16 protein-coding genes are annotated in these 20,111 nt (G+C 45.5%); 14 read left to right on the top strand and 2 right to left on the bottom strand.

Translation table 11 applies throughout. The features are described from left to right. The first annotated feature begins 97 nt into the window (after positions 1-97). The 7 genes from RIG66_RS15650 (at position 98) to RIG66_RS15620 (ending at position 10,371) form a co-directional block, all read left to right on the top strand. Positions 98-454 (top strand): hypothetical protein, encoded by a 357-nt coding sequence (locus RIG66_RS15650; protein ID WP_446379531.1) that lies wholly within the window; start codon positions 98-100, stop codon positions 452-454. A gap of 171 nt (positions 455-625) precedes the next feature. Next, a complete protein-coding gene (locus RIG66_RS15645; protein ID WP_446379530.1) occupies positions 626-2,338 on the top strand; it encodes an ABC-ATPase domain-containing protein in 1,713 nt (570 codons plus the stop codon). Between the two features lie 521 nt (positions 2,339-2,859). Then, positions 2,860-4,176: an AAA-like domain-containing protein gene (locus RIG66_RS15640; protein WP_446379528.1), complete on the top strand. Its 1,317-nt coding sequence runs from the start codon at positions 2,860-2,862 to the stop codon at positions 4,174-4,176. Between the two features lie 8 nt (positions 4,177-4,184). After that, on the top strand, positions 4,185-7,187 hold the full coding sequence (locus tag RIG66_RS15635; RefSeq protein ID WP_446379526.1) for an AAA-like domain-containing protein: 3,003 nt from the start codon (positions 4,185-4,187) through the stop codon (positions 7,185-7,187). A 297-nt stretch (positions 7,188-7,484) separates the two neighbouring features. Further along, a complete protein-coding gene (locus RIG66_RS15630) occupies positions 7,485-7,811 on the top strand; it encodes a hypothetical protein (RefSeq protein ID WP_446379524.1) in 327 nt (108 codons plus the stop codon). Between the two features lie 9 nt (positions 7,812-7,820). Further along, the gene (locus RIG66_RS15625) at positions 7,821-8,360 is read left to right on the top strand and encodes a GIY-YIG nuclease family protein (protein ID WP_446379522.1); all 540 of its coding nucleotides are present in this window, start codon (positions 7,821-7,823) and stop codon (positions 8,358-8,360) included. Between the two features lie 214 nt (positions 8,361-8,574). Continuing rightward, positions 8,575-10,371: a protein kinase domain-containing protein gene (locus tag RIG66_RS15620; RefSeq protein WP_446379520.1), complete on the top strand. Its 1,797-nt coding sequence runs from the start codon at positions 8,575-8,577 to the stop codon at positions 10,369-10,371. Between the two features lie 126 nt (positions 10,372-10,497). On the opposite strand, the gene RIG66_RS15615 is transcribed toward RIG66_RS15620, so the two are convergent. Next, positions 10,498-11,658, bottom strand: a complete 1,161-nt coding sequence (locus RIG66_RS15615) for an RRXRR domain-containing protein (protein ID WP_446379518.1) — start codon at positions 11,656-11,658, stop codon at positions 10,498-10,500. 223 nt (positions 11,659-11,881) lie between these two features. Continuing rightward, positions 11,882-12,805, bottom strand: a complete 924-nt coding sequence (locus RIG66_RS15610) for an N-acetylmuramoyl-L-alanine amidase (RefSeq protein WP_446379516.1) — start codon at positions 12,803-12,805, stop codon at positions 11,882-11,884. 340 nt (positions 12,806-13,145) lie between these two features. Here RIG66_RS15610 and RIG66_RS15605 point away from each other — a divergent pair, with 340 nt between their 5' ends. From RIG66_RS15605 to RIG66_RS15575, 7 genes are all read left to right on the top strand, one after another. Beyond that, the gene (locus tag RIG66_RS15605) at positions 13,146-13,577 is read left to right on the top strand and encodes a nucleoside deaminase (RefSeq protein WP_006099789.1); all 432 of its coding nucleotides are present in this window, start codon (positions 13,146-13,148) and stop codon (positions 13,575-13,577) included. Beyond that, the gene (locus tag RIG66_RS15600) at positions 13,558-13,683 is read left to right on the top strand and encodes a hypothetical protein (protein ID WP_446379514.1); all 126 of its coding nucleotides are present in this window, start codon (positions 13,558-13,560) and stop codon (positions 13,681-13,683) included. Before RIG66_RS15605 ends, RIG66_RS15600 begins: the two co-directional genes overlap by 20 nt. A gap of 333 nt (positions 13,684-14,016) precedes the next feature. Then, a complete protein-coding gene (locus RIG66_RS15595) occupies positions 14,017-14,919 on the top strand; it encodes a hypothetical protein (RefSeq protein ID WP_446379512.1) in 903 nt (300 codons plus the stop codon). 337 nt (positions 14,920-15,256) lie between these two features. Further along, positions 15,257-15,874, top strand: coding sequence for a DUF4129 domain-containing protein (locus RIG66_RS15590; protein WP_446379510.1), 618 nt, complete (start codon positions 15,257-15,259; stop codon positions 15,872-15,874). Continuing rightward, positions 15,874-16,977 carry a DUF4350 domain-containing protein gene (locus tag RIG66_RS15585; protein WP_446379508.1) on the top strand — a complete coding sequence of 368 codons (1,104 nt, stop codon included), beginning with the start codon at positions 15,874-15,876 and terminating at the stop codon, positions 16,975-16,977. The genes RIG66_RS15590 and RIG66_RS15585 overlap by 1 nt, the downstream gene beginning before the upstream one ends. 289 nt (positions 16,978-17,266) lie before the next feature. After that, complete coding sequence (locus RIG66_RS15580) at positions 17,267-18,217, top strand: AAA family ATPase (RefSeq protein ID WP_446379506.1); 951 nt, start codon at positions 17,267-17,269, stop codon at positions 18,215-18,217. A gap of 113 nt (positions 18,218-18,330) precedes the next feature. After that, positions 18,331-19,638 carry a DUF58 domain-containing protein gene (locus tag RIG66_RS15575; RefSeq protein ID WP_446379649.1) on the top strand — a complete coding sequence of 436 codons (1,308 nt, stop codon included), beginning with the start codon at positions 18,331-18,333 and terminating at the stop codon, positions 19,636-19,638. Positions 19,639-20,111: the final 473 nt, after the last annotated feature.

The raw sequence follows: 20,111 nt of genomic DNA, 5'->3' as shown, positions 1-20,111 counted from the left end.
AAACTATGCCGTTAATATTTCTAAATATTTTTAGCTTGGCAGTGTAGAAAATTAGCGGATAGAATAACTGGAATATCCATCATTCAAGGTTAAATCAATGAAACTGCCCTTCGCGATCGTACTGCTGGCGTTGATTGGTGTGATGGTGTTTTTGATATGGCGCGATTCCCAGCATAATGAAGGGATAGACCCCCATTTACTCAAAGCCGTAAAAGGGAATAAGGGTTTAGCCAAACGACTGCTGGATCAGGCGCAAATGAAATATCCCGGCAAATCTGATCGGTGGTACGCGGAGAAAATTATTTATGATTTAGAGCGTGACGGTGCGGGTAGTGGGCGTCGTTCCAGCTATGGGGTTAATCGCCGAGAATTGCGGGAGAATATTTTCCTGGCTGGCTCGATGATATGGCTGGTGAACTCAGTTACCTCCTTGGTTGGTCGTTTGTTGAGATGAGTCATCTGTCATTTGTCAGTTGTCATTGGTAACGTTAGCTATTTCCGGTGTTCCACCCTTGAAATGATCAGCAACGGCTAGATTTGGGAGTCAGGGATTTGGTAATCGTGAAGAAGTCGGGGATCTGGTAGTAGTCTGAAAACAACCATTACCCAATTTCTTACTACGGTTATGAGCAATCGCGAGAAACTACGCCAACTCCTACTCCAACTTGACAACAAGAGCTACAAAGCCTACAAGGATATTAAGGGACGCTATAACTTTTCGGATTTCACCTTAATTGTCGATCGCGTCCAAGGTGATCCCTTTGCCAGTCCCAGTCATGTTCGGGTGCAACTGTCCCAAGCGGTGGCGGATTTTCCCAAAACCCTTTACCAAAGTCGTAGTCGAGAAATCGCTTTACGGGATTACCTGACACGCCAGTTTGATTTAGTGGCGCGAGAATTCAGTTCCCACCGGGGAACCGGGAATAGTGGGCGGATTGCAATTATGTCTGTGGGACAATCGGTAATTGAGCGCACGGCTGCATTTATCAATGATGAACTCGTCGAAGTTCGCTTTGTCGTCGGATTACCTGCACGGGGACGACGTATCTCTGGGCGTCAGGCGGCGGAAATGTTGTGCGAGGATATTCCAGAGATTGTTGATCAAGCGCTGAAGTACGACTCTCTGGATGCCGTAGAGATTAAACAGCACGTTGAAACCATTGAAGATACAGACTGGATGCGTCAACAGTTAGCCGAACGGAATTTAGTGGCATTTATTGCCGATGATGCCATTCTACCCCGACGCAGTGGCGTGGATGATCGCCCATTAGAGGACAATGCCTTACCCTTCCAATCCCCAGAAACCTTGCGGGAAACGTTTAATTGTCCCAATCGGGGAGAGGTAACCGGGATGGGGATTCCAGCAGGAATTACCCTGATTGTCGGCGGTGGTTATCATGGTAAGTCTACCGTCTTGCGATCGCTCGAGGTGGGGGTCTATAATCACATTCCCGAAGATGGACGGGAATTGGTGGTGACTCAAGCCTCAGCCGTAAAGATTCGGGCAGAAGATGGGCGTAGTATTGCCAGTGTCGATATTTCGCCGTTTATTAACCAACTACCTCAAGGTCGGTCTACTCGTCAATTTTCCACCGCCAATGCGAGTGGGAGTACCTCCCAGGCGGCGAATATTATTGAAGCGTTAGAAGCCAATACCCAGTTATTACTCGTGGATGAGGATACGGCGGCGACAAACTTTATGATTCGCGATCATCGGATGCAACAGTTGATTGCCAAAGACAAGGAACCGATTACGCCGTTTATCGATAAGATACGCCAACTCTACACCGATTATGGGGTATCCACGATTGTAGTCATGGGGGGTAGCGGTGATTACTTTGATGTCGCTGATACTGTCATCGCCATGGATAACTTCCAACCCTACGATGTTACCGAAAAAGCCCGCGCGATCGCGAAACAGTATCAAACGGAACGGATTCCCGAAGGCGGAAAAGAGTTTGGCGAGATTGCGCCGCGTATTCCGTTACCCGAAAGCATTGACCCCAGTCGCGGTTCACGAGACGTTAAGCTGAAGGTGCGGGATGTGGATGAAGTTGTCTTTGGCAAAGAGGAAATTGATTTAGCCGCCGTTGAACAGATTGTGGAGAAAGGGCAATTACGGGCAATTGCTGAAGCGATTGTTTATGCCAAACGACACTATATTAATGGGCGACATACAGTTGCCGAAGTGCTAAATCGGATGATGGCAGATCTTGAATCTCAGGGATTAGATTTGCTGGGAAATTTGCCAGAAGGAGACTTAGTATTATTCCGGCGATTTGAGTTAGCCGCCGCCTTAAATCGATTGCGAACATTGCAGGTACGGGATCATCATTAACATCCTCTCCTACTCGTCTAAGTCGGGGCGGGTTTAGTTACATCGGGTTGCCACCGAAAAGATAGTGGTGAAACCAATATAGTGGTGAAACTCGCCCCTTCACCTACCAGTCGCCTGTTCAAAGCCAACCCCCGCTTGCCAGCAGGGGTGTTGAAGACGTTTCCATGCCTATAGATGTTCCTCAGCAACCTCTACTTACATGCTTTTATCTCGGCTTACTGGTAAACAAAAAGTAGAGGAGTGCGATGCCAGCCGGGATTCCCAGATACGGGGAATAGGTTGAAAGCGTTAGAACAAGTACAATGACATCTAGAAGGTTGTGGAATAAATCGAAGTTGTCCATAATGTAATGTGGAATGGTGATGCACTACTCTTTGATCACAACATGCTGCTAACCGGGTTATTGTTGAGTTGTTACGGAGATAGACCTGAGTTATTAGTGAATTAACCGATATTAAAGAATCCCCATCATATACAGAAAAATGCGGTTATGATATAAAACAGGATTGAGGGTGTGCATAATGACGCGATCGTTCAGGGTAAAGCAAGACTACATCGCTAAAGTTAAATTAGCCGTTCAATACAAGGGTTATCCCCGTCAACAAGATTTAGCTGACGAGTTAGAGCTATCTCTTGCCACTGTCAGTAATTTCCTGAATGGCAAATTTGTCTACAATCTAAACTTTCAAGAGATTGCTGAAAAATTAGGATTTGATTGGACAGAAATTTGCGAAACACAAAACAAGGAATCACATAAATCAAGAAAAGAAAATATAAAACGGCTGAATCCAGAACTTTACGTTGAGCGAGAACCTGATAATTTTCAATATATTGAGAGAGAACCTTACGAATCTCAATGTTATGAATTTCTGGCTAAACCTGGTGCATTAATTCGGATTAAAGCACCTGAAGAAATGGGCAAGACGACGCTCTTAAGTAGAGTACTCAGTCGGGTAAATCAGCAAAATTATAAAACACGAACCCTAAGTTTTGAGCTAGCTGATTGTACAGTATTAAACAATTTACGCCAATTTTCTCGCTGGTTTTGTGCCAGCGTCGCCAAAAAACTGGAACTTCCAAATAATTTGGATGATTATTGGGATGATATTTTTGGCTGTAATAGTAACACCACCGCTTACTTTCAAGACTATTTACTACCCAAAATAGACAGTCCTTTAGTTCTCGCCTTAGATAATGTTGATCGAGTTTTTGAACATCAGGCTATTGCCGATGACTTTTGCCGCCTTTTACGTGGCTGGTATGACTTAGCCAGACGCAGCGATCGCAATAGTGCTATCTGGAATAAACTTCGCTTAATCATAGCACATTCAACCGAAGTGTATAGTGCGCTCGATGTTAATCACTCCCCTCTAAGTAATGTAGGGTTTGTTATTGAATTAGCCGAATTGACTATAGAGCAAGTACAAAATTTAGCCGAACTGCATGAATTAAATTGGCAAGCTAGCCAAGCCAATCAACTCATGGCAATGGTGGGCGGACACCCCTATTTAGTGAAACTTACGTTGGATTACATTTACCGTCAGAATGTGACTTTAGACTATCTTTTGCAAATAGCACCAACAGAAGCGGGAATTTTTCGTGATCACCTGCGGAAACATTTAGGAACTTTAAAGCAACATCCAGAGTTAGCCGCAGCATTTTATGAGGTAGCCATAGCAACAGAGCCTGTCCAGATTAGTTCAGAACAAGTTTTTAAATTACACAGTTTAGGTTTGGTCAAGCTGCAAGGTAATCAAGTAACACCACGTTGCAATTTATATCGTCAATATTTCCCAGAACGTCTGGGTGTTCAAGGACAGATGGTTTATAATTCATAGTTTTTAACATGGCTTACAAATACGTATTTTCCGGAACCTTGCCACTTGATGCACCCAGCTACGTCAAACGGCAAGCAGATGACGAGCTTTATCAGGGACTTAAAAAGGGAGATTTTTGCTATGTCTTGAACTCACGGCAAACGGGAAAGTCAAGCTTGCGAGTACAAGTGATGCATCGGCTCAAACAAAACGGATTTTCTTGTGCTGCTATTGATGTTTCAATGGATGGTACGCAGCGAATTACTCAAGAGCAGTGGTATGCTAGCATTACCCGCAGGTTGGTTCAAGACTTTGAACTCGATGTCAATTTACGTAGCTGGTGGCGTGAATATGATATGTTTCCTCCCTTAGTACGATTAAGAGAGTTTATCGAAGGCATATTATTAGCACAAGTTAGCCAAAACATTGTAATTTTTATCGATGAAATTGATAGTGTTCTCAGCCTTAATTTTTCAACGGACGATTTTTTCGCCTTTATCCGAGGTTGCTATAACCAGCGTGTCGATAAACCAGCATACAAACGCCTAACATTTGTGCTACTAGGAGTGGCTACACCATCCGATTTAATTCGAGATAAGAAGCGAACACCTTTTAATATTGGTCGGGCGATTCAACTGCATGGTTTTGAATTACAGGAAGCTAAACCATTAATCAAAGGATTAGAAGGAAAAGTTAGCAATCCCCAGAACGTTCTGCATGAAATCTTAAACTGGACAGGAGGTCAACCGTTTCTGACACAAAAGCTTTGTCAATTAGTTTGTAACTGTTCATATAGGTTGACCGATGGTGATGAAGCACAGTGGGTTAAACAGCTTGTGGGACAGCATTTAATTGAAAATTGGCAAGCACAGGATGAACCGGAGCATTTGAGAACAATCCGCGATCGCATCTTGAGCAACGAGCAACGAGCAGGTCGGCTGTTAGCATTATACCAGCAAATTCTCCAACAGGGAAAAATAACGGCGGATGGTAGTTCTGAACAAATGGAACTAGGGCTATCGGGGTTAGTCGTCAGACGACAGGGTGAATTACAGGTAAAAAACCGTATTTATGAGTCTGTTTTTCATAAAAACTGGGTTGTACAAGCCTTAGACAATTTACGTCCGTATAGTCAAGAAATTAATGCTTGGATTGCTACCCATGGTCAAGATAACTCCCAGTTGTTGCGTGGCGAGAAATTGCGAGACGCTTTGGCTTGGGCATTAAATAAAAGTCTCAGTGATCAGGATTATCAGTTTTTAAGCGCCAGCCAAGAATTAGAAAAGCAAAAAGCTCAGAATGCTTTATCTAAAATTAAAAATTATTTAGAGGCACGCCGACAGGGAACACTGAATCCCGCGTTAGCAATAAAAACTCAAGAGACGGTTTATGAGTTTCTGGAACATCTTTCTCTTGACAACTTTAGAGAAATCGTATTTGACCTAGAAGTTGGATTTGATGTTGTCAATCAAACCCTATTAATGATGGATAGTGTACCAAAAAATCAAAAATTTGATGCTATTCTTCATGAAATGCTACGTTCTTTGACACTCAAAACAGGAGAAGTGATTGGGGCAGATCGAACAACTATTTATTTATTAGATGAAGACAAAAATGAACTTTGGTCACTGAGCGCCGAAGGTTATAATAATAGCACTCTTGAAATTCGGATTCCTGTGGGTCAAGGAATTGCCGGAGAAGTTGCCCAAACCAAGGAAGTTATCAATATTCATTATGATTTTTATGATGATCCACGCTCTACAGCGTCCAAAAAGTTGGACAATAAAACTGGATATCGCACCTATACAATGCTGGTTTTGCCACTGGTAGACGAGCTGGGTAATTTGGTGGCTGTTGCCCAATTACTCAATAAATTAAAACAACCATTAATCTCCCGAAATCCTCTATATGAACGAATTGATAAGCAAGGCTTTACATCAGACGATGAAAATATTTTTCGGCAATTTGCTCGTTCAATTCAAATGATTCTTAAATCATCTCAGTTGTTTTATAAAGCCGCTCAAAAACAAAACGCTGCATCGGCACTAATGAAAGCCACTCATTCTCTTAATCAGAGTAGTTTAGACCTAGACCAAACCCTTAAAAAAGTAATGGAACAGGCAAAAGAGTTGATGAATGCAGATCGGAGTACATTATGGCTGTTGGATGAAACCGGAAATAATCTTAAAGCCAAAATACCTAAACCGAATGGTTCCATAAAAGAAGAATTTATACCTATTGGAGTTGGTTTTGCGGGTCAAGTTGCCGCATCCCATGAACCGTTAATTATTCCCTTTGATTTGTATCATGATCCACGTTCTAAGATATCCCAGGAATTTGATCAACGCAACGGGTATCGGACTTGTAGCTTGCTCTGTATGCCTGTATTTAATGCCGACAAAAAATTGATTGCTGTTACCCAATTAGTTAACAAAAAGAAACAGGGAGATTTTCCAGGCTATAATCCAGCCGATTGGCCCCAAGCTCCCGATTGTTGGAAGGCAAGTTTTGATCGTAGAGATTTAGAATTGATGGAAGCCTTTAATATTCAAGCAGGTGTTGCGCTTCAGAATGCTAAGCTATTTTATGAAGTTAAGCAACATCAACAAGAACAGCGAGATCTGATTCGGAATATTTCTAGTGGTGTAATTTTTACCGATAAACTCGGTTTTATCACTCGCGCTAATGACAAAGCAAAGTCTTTGTTAGGATTACGTGATATCGTCGGAAAATCATTGCATCACTTGCTCCGGCTACAAAACTGTGAATTTGCCGAATTGCTTGATGCGGTTTTGACGGCCACTGATGATAAAAATTATGAAAAATTATATGTGTCTCAAACTTTATTATCAAATACATCTGTAGATGTATATCTGGTTGACTTACGCATTATATCAGTTCCAGATTCTAGGGATGCAACTCAAGTCTCTGCCACAATCGTGATGTTAGATGACAGCAATAATCCTCAAGGTAAGGAAGCACAGAATAGTTGGGATAAAGCCTTTGAACTAGATTTTACAAGTGAGGTATAACTAATATCTGACACCAGTTACAATGACCAAGACTATTATCGGGCAATGCCGACCAAAGTCTCGAAACAGATCATCAAAAAGCTGGTGGAGAGTTGGAAATCTTAGGTGGAGGCTCACAAAGACTGGTAAAAGCACCCAGACAAATACAAGAACAAGAGTGAACCCCGCCTTCCTAGTGCGCCGTGCCGCCGATACTGGTCAATCCATTGTGCAAGACTGAACCCATAAGTTTCTATAAGTTCAGTCTACACGGTATAATCATCCCAGTCGTAAACTTGCTCACGATTCTGCCCCACCATGGCTCAATTAAAAATTGTTAACAATTTTGATGGCAGCTTTGTCCTTGAACCAGACGCCCAGACCCATTTATTTAGCTTGTTGAACGGTGAATCATTCCGCCAGCAAGTCGCGGGACAACTGCACTGTCAAGACTTGGAATTCACCGAGTTACTGTTTCAACCTGTCCCCTACAGCGAAGGGACTCCCAAGGGGATGCCACGGCAGTTTGAACAGTATCACGAATCGGACGATTATGCAATTATAAACGTCCCGCCCAACTTCATGTTCAAAGCCAAAATCTTCAACCCCAGCCGCCTCTGCGCGATTTATAGAAAAATAGCCTAAGGATTGCTGATGAGTTCTGAAACGCCAATTCCCGCTCTCTCTGACCTAGAGTATATCCCTTATCTGGACGAGGAGGGTAATCTCCCGGAATCCTTATCCGGTAAAATCGGTGTCTATGCCATTTTTGACCAGGATAAAACTCTGCAACTGGTCAACTATTCTCGTGATATTTATGTCAGCTTAAAACAACACCTAGTCCGTCAGCCTCAATCCTGCTATTGGTTGAAAGCGGAAACCATTGAGCGCCCCAATCGCACTCGCTTGGAAACAATCCGCAAGGCTTGGATTGAAGAAAATGGAGACATTCCGCCAGGGAATGGTCAAGATGAAGCGATTTGGAATCAGCCGATTGATGCGAAAAAGGCGATGACAGATGAGGATAAAGCCACCTATAACAAGAGTGAAGAATTAGGTCAAATTAAGCTGTTAAAGAAAATAGCACGGCGCGTTGAAGCGGAAATAGTCGAACAATTAAATGCCCGTGGTGTGCAAGCTGAGATTCGTTTTAATCCTAAGTTAAAAGAGCAGGGATTACTGGATTTAAAATAAAAGTCTGGTTAGTGAATCGCCCAGAAAGCAGGTTCCTTTCTTAGATATCTATAGTAACTAGCCCAGAAACCGGGTTTCTTTGAGTGAAAGGTTGATATAACGTTGTCATCCTCACGAGAAACCCGATTTTTAGGAATACAATTCGGTTTCTCAGAGTTGCTTAAGATATCATAATTCATATTCATCATTCATAAACAGCTTGCCTAAATCGCTCATGACGCCAACGCTGCTCAATAATCGCTATCGCATCCTCCAGACGCTGGGGGCAGGTGGGTTTGGGAATACCTTTCTCGCTGAAGATACTTACATGCCGTCGGGACGTAAGTGTGTGATTAAGCAGCTTAAACCCATGACTCATGATCCCCAAACCTATCAGCAAGTAAAAGAGCGATTTCAGCGGGAAGCGGCGGTTTTAGAAGAGTTAGGTGAAAGTAATCACCAAATTCCCCGATTATTTGCTTATTTTTCCGAGTCTGGACAATTTTACTTGGTTCAGGAATGGATTGAAGGGGATACCCTGACTCAAATTGTAGACCGGGAAGGTCGGCTGAATGATGGTCAAGTCAAGGCAATTTTGTTGAGTCTGTTGCCTGTACTGGATTACGTCCACAGTTGTCACATTGTTCACCGGGATCTTAAACCGGATAATGTGATTGTCAGGCGGCGAGACGGATTACCTGTGCTGATTGATTTTGGTGCCGTGAAAGAAGCGATTAAAACGGTTGTTCATTCCCAAGCCAATACCACCCCATCGATAGTCATTGGTACACCAGGGTTTATGGCTGCCGAACAAGCGGCAGGACGTCCTCGCTATGCTAGTGATCTGTATAGTTTGGGCTTAATTGCGGTATTTTTGCTCACGGGTAAATTACCGCAAACCCTAGAAACCGATACCCGCACGGGCGAAATTTTATGGCGTCGGGATGCGCCGAATTGTCACTCCCATTTAGCTACGGTGATTGATCAGGCGATTCGCTTTCACCCGCGCGATCGCTTTGCGGATGCTAAGGAAATGCTGGACGCCTTAAACGCCCATCCAACAACGATCGCGACACCCACATTATCCCTTTCTAGTTCTAGCGAATCTGTCCCTTCTACCCGTAAGCCAGCCGTTCCGCCAACCGTTCCCATCCGCAGAAAACCTCTACAAGCAGACGAGGAACAACCCTCTCGGCGCTTCGGCGGTTTAATTGCTGGTGGCTTACTCCTGAGTGCTGTGGCGATTGGCTGGGGTTTAAACCGTGTATTAGAACCCTCCAATCGCATACCGTCACCCTCAGAGTCAGTATCCGCCTCCTCTGGAAACACCCCTCTGCCCTCACCTACACCGCCCCCAACCTCTTCACCTCCGCCCACTCCGCCGCCTAAACTGGTGAACCCGGAATCTCCAACATCCCTATACCCAACTGATCCCACATTCCGTATCCAAGAATCCCCAGAACTCCTGCCGTCTCCTGATCCCCCCGCACCCTTTGCCTCTGAACCTTCAGTGTTATCCTCCCCCTCTCCTTCCCCGTCTCCTGTCGCTTCCCCAACCCCGACACCTTCACCCTCACCTGCACCCGAAAACCAGACGCCCAAACCGCCTCTATCCAATAAAATCCCTGGATTCACACCAGGAACCTCTCGAAAAGTTGTCGAAGCCGCCTTAGGCACGCCAACCCAGCTTTCCAAAGGGTTGTGGCATAATACCCAGGCGTTACTCTATGAAGATTTTATTCGCGATCGCGTCAGTCTCGGTTATCTGTTTGATCGCGATACCAAGCGTTTGCGCCAAACTGAGGTGGCTTTTGCCCAATCAGTGGGATTAGAAACCATGGCAGATACCTTAGATAAAATGCTGAGTCGCAATCTCTCACCAGACATTCGCCAGGGATTAACTCAGGTTTATCAGCGTCAATCCACTCGTTATCGTTTCACCAGCAACAATGGTTCTCCCTTAAAAGGGGTGATTGAACGCAATGAACGCGATCGCATTTATATTGGGGTGTGGGAAGCTGATTTACATTAAGGTCATTCGTCATTCGTCATTCGTCATTTGTCATTCGTTCAACATATTCGCGTGAATCCTCGCCCTCAACTCTCGTAGGGCGAGGAGGGATAGCGGGATGCCGGAAGAATGGAGGCATCCAATTTTTTACGCTACACATAAGCCGTTATTTCTCTTAATTAACTCGACTTTGCTAGGAGCAAACTGCCCAATCCGTTTCCAGGTATAGTCACAAACAGAGATATTTTTGGTCTTTTTGGTATCGGTAAACCCGCCAACGTAACCGATGTAGATTTTTTCGGCTTTCTCTGCTCTAACCAAATCACCGATCCTTAGACCAAACGGAGTGATTGTCCCGCCCTTACGTTTCCTTGTCCCTGACTTATCCGGTACTTCAAAGTGTAATTGACGGCGGAAAAAGCCATACTCTTTTCCCCGCTTCACCGCACCAGGGCGGGTGATGATTTTAAACGGAGAGGAAGTGACGTTAACGCTACCCCTGTGGGTGTAACCGTATGAGTTAGAGCCAGTGAACGGGACATATCTGACAAAATACCCGCAAGCCAACGTCACCCCATCAACCGCGTGAGTTTCTGGTTTGGCTATGGACTTGTTAACCTTATCCTTCTCTAACCCTAGCTGGGTTCGGAGTTGGGATGTACCGTTCCCATCCTTTTGCCAACCTTCGCGGACATAGACAGGGGCGATTGTTTCCATTTGGGATATTGCCCAATTCTGACCTGTCATCACTGGGGAGAAGCCCTTGCCCGATTTGGCACGTTTGCGTTGGGTTTGATCTACATCAGCCTTGACCCGCTCATAACCAATCGCCGTCACCGGGAAGATAGCCGCTAATTCCGTGACTACCCGTAACTCCAACTGCCGGGAAGCTTTGATAGATGGGGGTATTTTGCATTGTTTGCGATTGTCAAATCTGCATTGCCGATGGTTACGCTGTTTGAACGGGACATTCCGATTGATTCTTCGTCCCCGCCGTCCCCGTCGTAACATGGCACGGGTTTCCATCCGTTTCTTGACCCGTCCAAACGGGAGGATTAGATGTAGCTGTAGCAGGGTGCATTTAGCGGACTGGACACCGATACCGGAATAAGATTTGCCCGGATCGACTCCAACAGAAATGGGCTGCATCTCCTCAGCCGATGTTGGTGTGGTGAGTTGGACGTAATAGACTTCTAGGTCTGACCATTTTCCCACTGCTCTACCAACATTCACCCACCGTCTAGCCCTGGATGGTTTGGTGGGCATTAAAGGTTTTCCTTCTTTACTGACTACTGGAACACGATTCATAGATATAATCCACTCGTGTAATGTTTACGTCTCTTAAGGCATTGATAGGGGTGTGTCCTGGATTTAGAGGGTGCCTAGAGATTCCTAGACCTACAGTGATCCAAACTAGAGAAACGTTCGGAAGTGATTGCCCCCTACCAACTCATGCCCTATTCATGACTTCCTGGCAGGTTCCCTCTGCCAATCCCTAACCTCAACGAAGTAGGTTAGGGTTCATGAACACTCAATCCGCCAGTATTTTGCTCCAACTTTGGGAACCAATAATACCATCAGCCGTGATCCCTTGTTGTTGTTGGAATCGCTTAACGGCGGCGGCTGTCGCTGGACCATATACTCCATCTGGTGTCGCCCCGACACGACGTTGTACATATTTGACCACAGATCCTGTGGCATGGTTTTCTCGCAACACTGGCATGGCTAAGATTTGAGTAATGATCTGCCAGGTTTTAGCATCAGCAGTACCTGTGGGTGTAACCCCAACGATCGCCTGAAAGGTTTTGAGTGCTGCTGTAGTATCCGCTTCGTTGGAACCATCTTCTTTTAATGGTGTACCTTTGGGACTTCTGATTTTGAGTCGATTTAAGGCTTTTTGAAGGTCAACAATTGGATTTTGGGAAAGAGGAATCGTCGGTGATGCGGTTTGTCCAGTTAATCCTGTGACAATTGCATTTGCCACGGCTTCGGCATCGTAGCGATCCATGTCCTCTTGATTATCGCAGAAACAGCACTCAACTAGAATCGCTGGCATTGCGGTATTCCGGAGAACGTACAAATGGGAACCATCTTTAATCCCGCGATCAAAGTACCCTAGCTCTACAATATTATTTAATACAGGCTTAGCCATATCCTTCCCTGTATTGCTGATGGCAAAGACTTCTGCGCCTTTAGCTTTGCCGTTAAAGGCATTAAAATGGATGGATATAAATTGATCGACACGATTGGTATTCGCTGTATTGCACCGTTGTTGCAGGGAGTTGCTCACACTCCAAGCACGACTAGGTGTACAGTCTACGACTTGATGACCCAGGGATTTGAGCTTCGAGATCACTCTCGTCCCCACCGCCTTAGTCATATCATCTTCTTTTCTGATATTGCTAGCACCAGTATCTGGAGGGCAGTTATGTCCGATATCAATTCCGTATTTCATTGTTGACTCCCAATTGGTGATGAGATGTTAGTTCACTTAACTCGAATGTCGCTGACTTAAACTGGGTTCGTAGTAGGCACGAAGCGTGCCAGAAGCGAAGACAGCGCTTACTACAAACTCTAAAGTCAGTGCCATTCCACTTAACTCTGATGATGACCGATGACTGAACCGATGCACTAGGGGTTGACATCCCTACCACCCTTTTGTTCCGTTTGTGAAATCGGCAATAGTGGTTCAGAACATCTGTCTGCATCTCCCCAATTCCGATAATCCGATCCGGAGAAAATTCTGGAAACGTACTAATCTAGAGAAATTTTGGGAATTCTAGGATAGCAAGACTATGGATGAGTTTATGGCAGCCGCGATCGCTCAAGCCAAGCAGGGACTCCGGGAAGGGGGAATTCCCATTGGTTCGGTGTTAGTCAAAGAGGGTCAGATTATTGGTCAGGGATATAATAAGCGCGTTCAAGATAATGATCCTGTGACCCACGCCGAGATTGATTGCCTGCGTCATGCGGGCAGAATCGGCAACTACAATGACACAATCCTGTACTCTACATTAATGCCCTGTTACCTCTGCGCCGGGGCTGTTGTGCAATTTGGGATTAAAAAAGTGATTGCTGGCGAGTCTCAAACCTTTGCTGGTGCTAGGGAATTTATGGAATCCCATGGCGTCGAGGTTGTGGATTTGAATCTAGAGGAGTGCCAGCAGATGATGAGCGACTTTATTCAACAGCATCCCAAACTCTGGAATGAAGATATCGGCGTTTAGCCGAAGAGATGGGGAAGATGGGGGAGATAGGGGAGATGGGGGAGATGGGGGAGATGGGGGAGATGGGGAAGATGGGGGAGATAGGGGAGATGGGGAAGAGTTTTGAAAGTTGTAGGGGCGGGTTTCACAACTATCTTTTCGGTTACACCCAGATGTAACTAAACCCGCCCCGACTTGACCAATGACCAATGACCAATGACCAATGACAAGTTAATAAAAGTTCATCAGAACTTCACTGAGTTTTTTTTGGACTTTATCTGGACTTGATAGACGATTGGCTAATCTGGTAAATAAGCTAAGGCAAGTCGATTCACACCCAAGCAATCTCTCCTGCCAACTGGCTTAATCAGCATCGGCAATTTGCAATTTGGTGAAATTTGAGAAAGACGCCTTGTTTCGCACAACTGATACTGGAAATTGTTACTAGGACTTATTAATCATGACTGGTTCTCCTTTAAAAAAATTTCTCTTTACGCCGATAATTCTTTCAACCGCCGTCTTCTCAGCTTTGACCTTACCTCTAGCGTTCTTCGGAGATCAAGAGGTCACGATCCAACTCCAAGAAGAGCCTGTACATCATGGAAAACTCCGGGATGTTGCTACTCCTTACCTAGGGTTGGCAAGTGTTTTAGGTGTAGGGACGGGAATCGCGACAATCGCTGTAACCGGGTGGCGGCAATCGTCTAAGAAATCTGCCCAAGCTGAAGAACAGCTTTCGGATTTAGAGCGAAATCTTCAAGAAAAGGAACAACTTTTAGAAGAACTGAAACTTTCTAAATCTCGACTCGCAGCGGCTGGACTCAATAATTTTTTAGAGAAAGAAGGCGAACAAGAATCAGGTCTGCTTTCTGAGAACGAAGATCAACCCCTGGTTGAAGAAACTGTTAAAGCAGAACCGGAAATCATTCCACCTTCTGAAAATGAAGCTCAACCTCTAGTCGAAGAAACGGTTGAACCCCAGCCTGCACTAACACCTACTGTGGTGAAATCTGAGGAACAGCCAATGAGTGTTCCTTTCACCATCACCACACAACCCTTCTATACTCAACCTGTTACCGCTCATCCCGTTAGCAGCCAAACAGCGTCAGCGAAATTTGCCTCGGCTCAAAGCTTCCTGGGTTATCAACCCAAAACATCGGTTCCCTCTGCATCAACTGGGGTAGCAGTTGGTTCATCTGAGGTTGAACAACTTCAGGTTCAACTACAAAACATCATGTCTCAGATGATTGTCATGCAAGCCGAACTACAGGCGGCTCAAAAGGGACATGCAACCCAACCGCGCCATTCAACATCACTCAAGGCGATTCAGTCTTGGTCTCAACACCCTCAGGCGGTAATTTAATAGTCCATACCCCCCCTTTTTTTAGCTATACGTCCGATCCTCTCTGGTTGAATACTGACACTGGGATGGAGACAAGGCAGATGGCAGCAGGTTACAGGGTATAAGGGAAAGATAAGGGTTGCAAGGTAGAAGGAAATAATGACGGTTTCGGTGAATATGATTTCAGACAAACAACTACGCTTCGGGATAAAAAATTAGCGTCAAATGATGACTCTCACCTCTAGTTAAGGTGTGAGAGTTTTCCCTTTTATCCACTTTTGTTTGGTTAGGGATCTGCTTGAGATGGGGAAGTCCGCGTTATACTCACAGAGTTAGCCTGGGCAGGATTTCACCAACCATGTCTACCGGATCTTACGAGAAAAGTAATTGGGCTTGGCAGTTTCAGCAGTGGCAAAAACAAGTAGGGGAATGGTGGGAACTCCAATTGTCCCGATTTTCACCGGATTTTCCAGGGGGTTCCGATTGGTCTTTACCCGCTTGGTTAAGTTCGCCAGTTCTGTTCTTTATTGCTAGGGTAATCTTTTGGGTACTGATTGCTTTGCTGGTATGCTGGATTGCTCTACAACTCATGCGACGGTTTTCTCCTTATGTTTATTCGTGGAGAAACCAACTGCATCAGCAATCTGAGAAACTTACAACCACGCCAGATAGAACCTTATCCGTTGCTGATTGGTTGGCGCGATCGCACAACGCCCAAACTCAAGGTAACTATCGTGACGCCTGCTTGTGCCTGTATCGAGCTATGTTACAACAGTTGCATGATAGTGGACATGTTCCCCAACAACCCAGTCGCACGGATGGGGAATATCTGCATTTAGTCCAACAGTTCCCTCAGTCTAGCGCCTATCAACGCTTACTGATCACCCATCAACAGCTTTGTTTCAGTCAGACTCCAGCCTCGCGATCGCTGTTTGAGGAGTGTCAGCAAGCCTATCAACAAATTAAGCAAGGGTGATGAGAGTATCTAAACGACGGTTAGGGGTATTGAGTGCGATCGCGATCGCGGTTCTGATCCTGATTACCCTAGTCGCTGCGCCAGCGAACAATAAACTTAATAGTGGTTCAACCTATAACCGCGCCCCTGATGGCTACGGGGCTTGGTATACATTTATGGCAGAACGGGGAACTCCCCTCCAGCGCTGGCAAAAGCCATTGAGTGAATTCGGCGATCGCCAAGATGTCACCTTGTTGCGCGTTCACAGCCGTTTAGTGCCGCATCAATTAGGGAGTACCGAGGACAACTGGGTTAAAAAAGGGAATACCCTAGTTATCGTTGGTGTCCACCAACCCGTAACCGAAGCCGCATTTAGTACCCTACAGGATAGTCCAGTTGGCAACGTTAAAATTGACACTAGGCGGCGACATAAGTCCAGCAACGATGCCATTCTTAGTGATAACTTTGGCGCGATTATATGGCAACGACAACGCGGAAAAGGACAGGTTGTTTTCGTTACCACTCCCCATTTCGCTGCCAATGCATATCAAGATTTTCCAGCCAATTATGAACTCTTAGCTAAACTGGTCACTCAGGAAACTATAGACGATAAACTAATTAACTCATCTGCCAACGCCAATCAACTATGGGTCGATGAATACATCCATGGTTATAAAGATAAAGAAGCAATTGAACGCGAAGTTGGCGAAAATGTCATCAGTTATTTAATCAAAACCCCCCTATTTCCTCTGCTAATCCAAGGCATTGTTATCCTACTCGTGGCGATTTGGGCAGCTAATCGTCGTTTGGGACAACCCGTCACCCTATCCGCCCCAGTGGTGGATAATAGTGAAGCCTACATTCGGGCGCTAGCGGCTGTCTTACTCAAAGCTGGGAGTCATGACTTTATCGTAGATAGGGTTGGCAAAGCAGAACAGCGACAACTCCAGAAAGACTTAGGATTAGGAGAGACTCCCCTCAACCATCAATCCCTAGTAACGGCTTGGGCAAGGCAAACGGGGCGTCCCGCCAAAGACTTAGAACAACTGTTGCAAGTCTCTAACAAACGCCGCTTGAGTGAATCTGACTTGCTAAACTGGTTGAGAAAATGGTCGGAACTATAAAAAAGTTTTGAGGCAAGTAGGAGCGAGTTTTACCGATAACGCTGCGCCTCAAATCACGAACTTAACTAGAATAATACTGACTTAAGGCTGGTGGACAATGCCCACCCTACTGGCGTGGCACACCTTATTTGATGAATTAGAATTACGCCCGGAAACTGTAGGGGCGCAAAGACTTGCGCCCGATTCAATGGTCAAATCTATTCCACAATTTTAGCTGTGTCAAGCCACTACGGTATAGAATGGCAAATGACGACATGACGAATGACAAATGACGAATGACCAATGACAAATGACCAATGACAACACCATCTTTAATCGCATCAGCCAAACCCTGGGCAAAGTTGTTTTGGGTCAATCGACTGTCGTGCAACAGTTGCTTGTCGCCCTACTGAGTGGAGGTCATGTCATTATCGAAGGTGTACCGGGAACCGGAAAAACCTTACTGGTGAAAGTGCTGGCAAAATTAATACAAGCCGATTTTCGCCGAATTCAACTTACTCCTGATATTTTGCCCTCAGATATTCTCGGAACCAATATTTTTGACCTGAATAGCCGCAGTTTTACCCTCAAGCAAGGACCCGTTTTTACCGAGATTTTGCTGGCGGATGAAATTAACCGTACACCCCCAAAAACCCAAGCCGCGCTATTAGAAGCGATGGAAGAACAACAGGTGACGTTAGATGGGGAAAGTTTGCCTTTACCGGACTTATTCTGGGTGATTGCGACTCAAAATCCCCTAGAATTTGAGGGAACTTATCCGTTACCCGAAGCGCAGTTAGACCGCTTTTTATTTAAACTGGTGGTGGATTATCCCGATACCGCCGCCGAAAAGCAAATGTTGCTGAATGTGCAGAAGGGATTTCGGGCTAAACGTTTTGATTTGGAACGTCTCAAACCTGTAGCAACGGTAGGACATATTCTGAATGGGCGTAAAGCGGTGCAAGCGGTTGAGGTGGATGAGAAAATATTGGATTATTTATTAGCATTGGTGGGAGGTTCACGTAACCATCCGGATTTAGCATTAGGGGCGTCTCCTCGGGCGACGGCGACGTGGTTACAAACGAGTAAGGCGTATGCTTGGTTAGCGGGGCGTAATTATGTGACACCGGATGATGTGAAAGCAGTTGCGCCGCCGTTGTTGCGTCATCGTCTGATTTTGAAACCAGAGGCACAGTTGGATGGGTTGATGGTTGATGGGGTGATTGCGTCGTTATTGAAGCAGGTTCCGGTTCCGCGATAATGGGTATAGCGATGAATAATTCAAAATTCAAACCATAGTCAGGGCGGGTTTAGTTGCATCTGGGTGAGGCAAGAAACGATAATAGTGAAACCCGCCCCTACAAATTTAATATGATTATTCCGTCACAACGTCTTTATTGGCTGCTGCTACTGGGTATGGTAATCGCCCTTTTGCTGGCTGTTGTATTTAATCAGCCAAGCAGCATTTGGGGAACTCTGGGATTTGATGCGATTGTCCTGAGTTTAGCGGTTTGGGATGAACAACGGGCTAAACCGTATCGTGTCACAGTGACGCGCTATCCGTTACATCGATTATCCATCGGGCGGGATAATCCTGTGGTATTATCGGTGCGATCGCGATCGTCATCTGCCCAGATTCGCCTGCGTGATCATTACCCACTAGAGTTTGATGTCTCTACACCGACTCTCTCAGCAAAGCTGGAACCCAATCACACTCAGGACTTTACCTACACGGTTCACCCCAAAAGTCGCGGCGAGTATCAATGGGGAGATATTCAAGTGCGACAACGGGGGCGCTGGGGATTAGCATGGCTGGATTGGACTATCCCCGCCAGTCAGACGGTGGCGGTGTATCCAGATTTGCTGGGATTGCGAGAACTTTCGATTCGCCTCACTTTAGAAAATACCGGAACCATGCGCCGAGCGCGACGCCTGGGTGCGGGAACTGAGTTTGCAGAACTTCGGGAATATGGCGTTGGCGATGATACTCGACTGATTGATTGGAAAGCCACAGCCCGCCGTTCCCGCCCGTTAATCCGAGTATTAGAACCCGAACGAGAACAGACGTTAATTATTTTACTCGACCGAGGGCGGTTAATGACGGCACAGGTGCAGGGATTAAAGCGATTTGATTGGGGATTAAATGCGACATTATCCCTAGCTTTGGCGGGATTAAATCGAGGCGATAGAGTGGGAATTGGTGTGTTTGACCGAGAGGTTATCAGTTGGATTCCACCGGAACGGGGTCAGCATCAGTTATCGAAATTAATAGAACGGTTGACGCCAATTCAACCTGTATTATTAGAACCGGATTATTTTGGCGCGGTGACGCGATTAGTGAATCAACAAACTCGTCGTGCTTTAGTGGTTTTGATTACCGATATTGTTGATGTAACCGCTTCGGCTGAACTCTTATCAGCCATGGGACGCCTTACGCCGCGTTATTTGCCCTTTTGTGTGACATTACGTGATCCCCAAGTTGACACTATTGCTCACACTCGGACTTCTGATCTAGAAGCAACGTACTCTCGTGCCGTTGCGTTAGATTTAATTGCCCAGCGTCAGGTAGCTTTTGCCCAATTGAAGCAAAAAGGGGTATTGGTATTAGATGCACCAGCGAATCAGATTAGTGAGGAGTTGGTTAACCGTTATTTACAACTGAAGGCGCGGAGTCTGCTATAAATGATTTATGAACAAGGGCGGGTTTTGGAAAAAGGTTATGGGTTGCTGGGTTAAGTTTGTCTCTAAAGAAAGCCCCTACAAATGAAACCCGCCTTAATTCCAACCTGAAAAGGGAGAACAAAACCTACCCGATTTCCAACCGCGATCGCACGCCAAAGATGTCGCGGTGGTGAGAGGGTGGGGCAGGGCGGGTTTTGCAGAAAGGTTATTGGTTTCTGGGTTAAGTTTGTCCCTAAAGAAAGCCCCTACAAATCAAACCTGCCCTAATCCAAACCTGAAAGGGGATAAAAAAACCTATCGGTTTCTCAAGCGCGATCGCACGCCAAAGATGTCGGGGTGGTGAGTGGTTGGGGGTGGGCGGTTTTTGATTAAAGGTTATTGTTTTGTGGGTTATTTTTGTCCCTAAACACGCCCCTACAAATCAAACCCGCCCTAATCCCAACCTGAAAAGGGATAAAAAAACCTATCGGATT

It is taken from the genome of Coleofasciculus sp. E2-BRE-01, from assembly GCF_040221695.1.
GTDB lineage: Bacteria > Cyanobacteriota > Cyanobacteriia > Cyanobacteriales > Coleofasciculaceae > Coleofasciculus.
The sequence above is the reverse complement of the archived record's forward strand: the minus strand, read 5'-3'. Positions and strand labels throughout refer to the sequence as shown.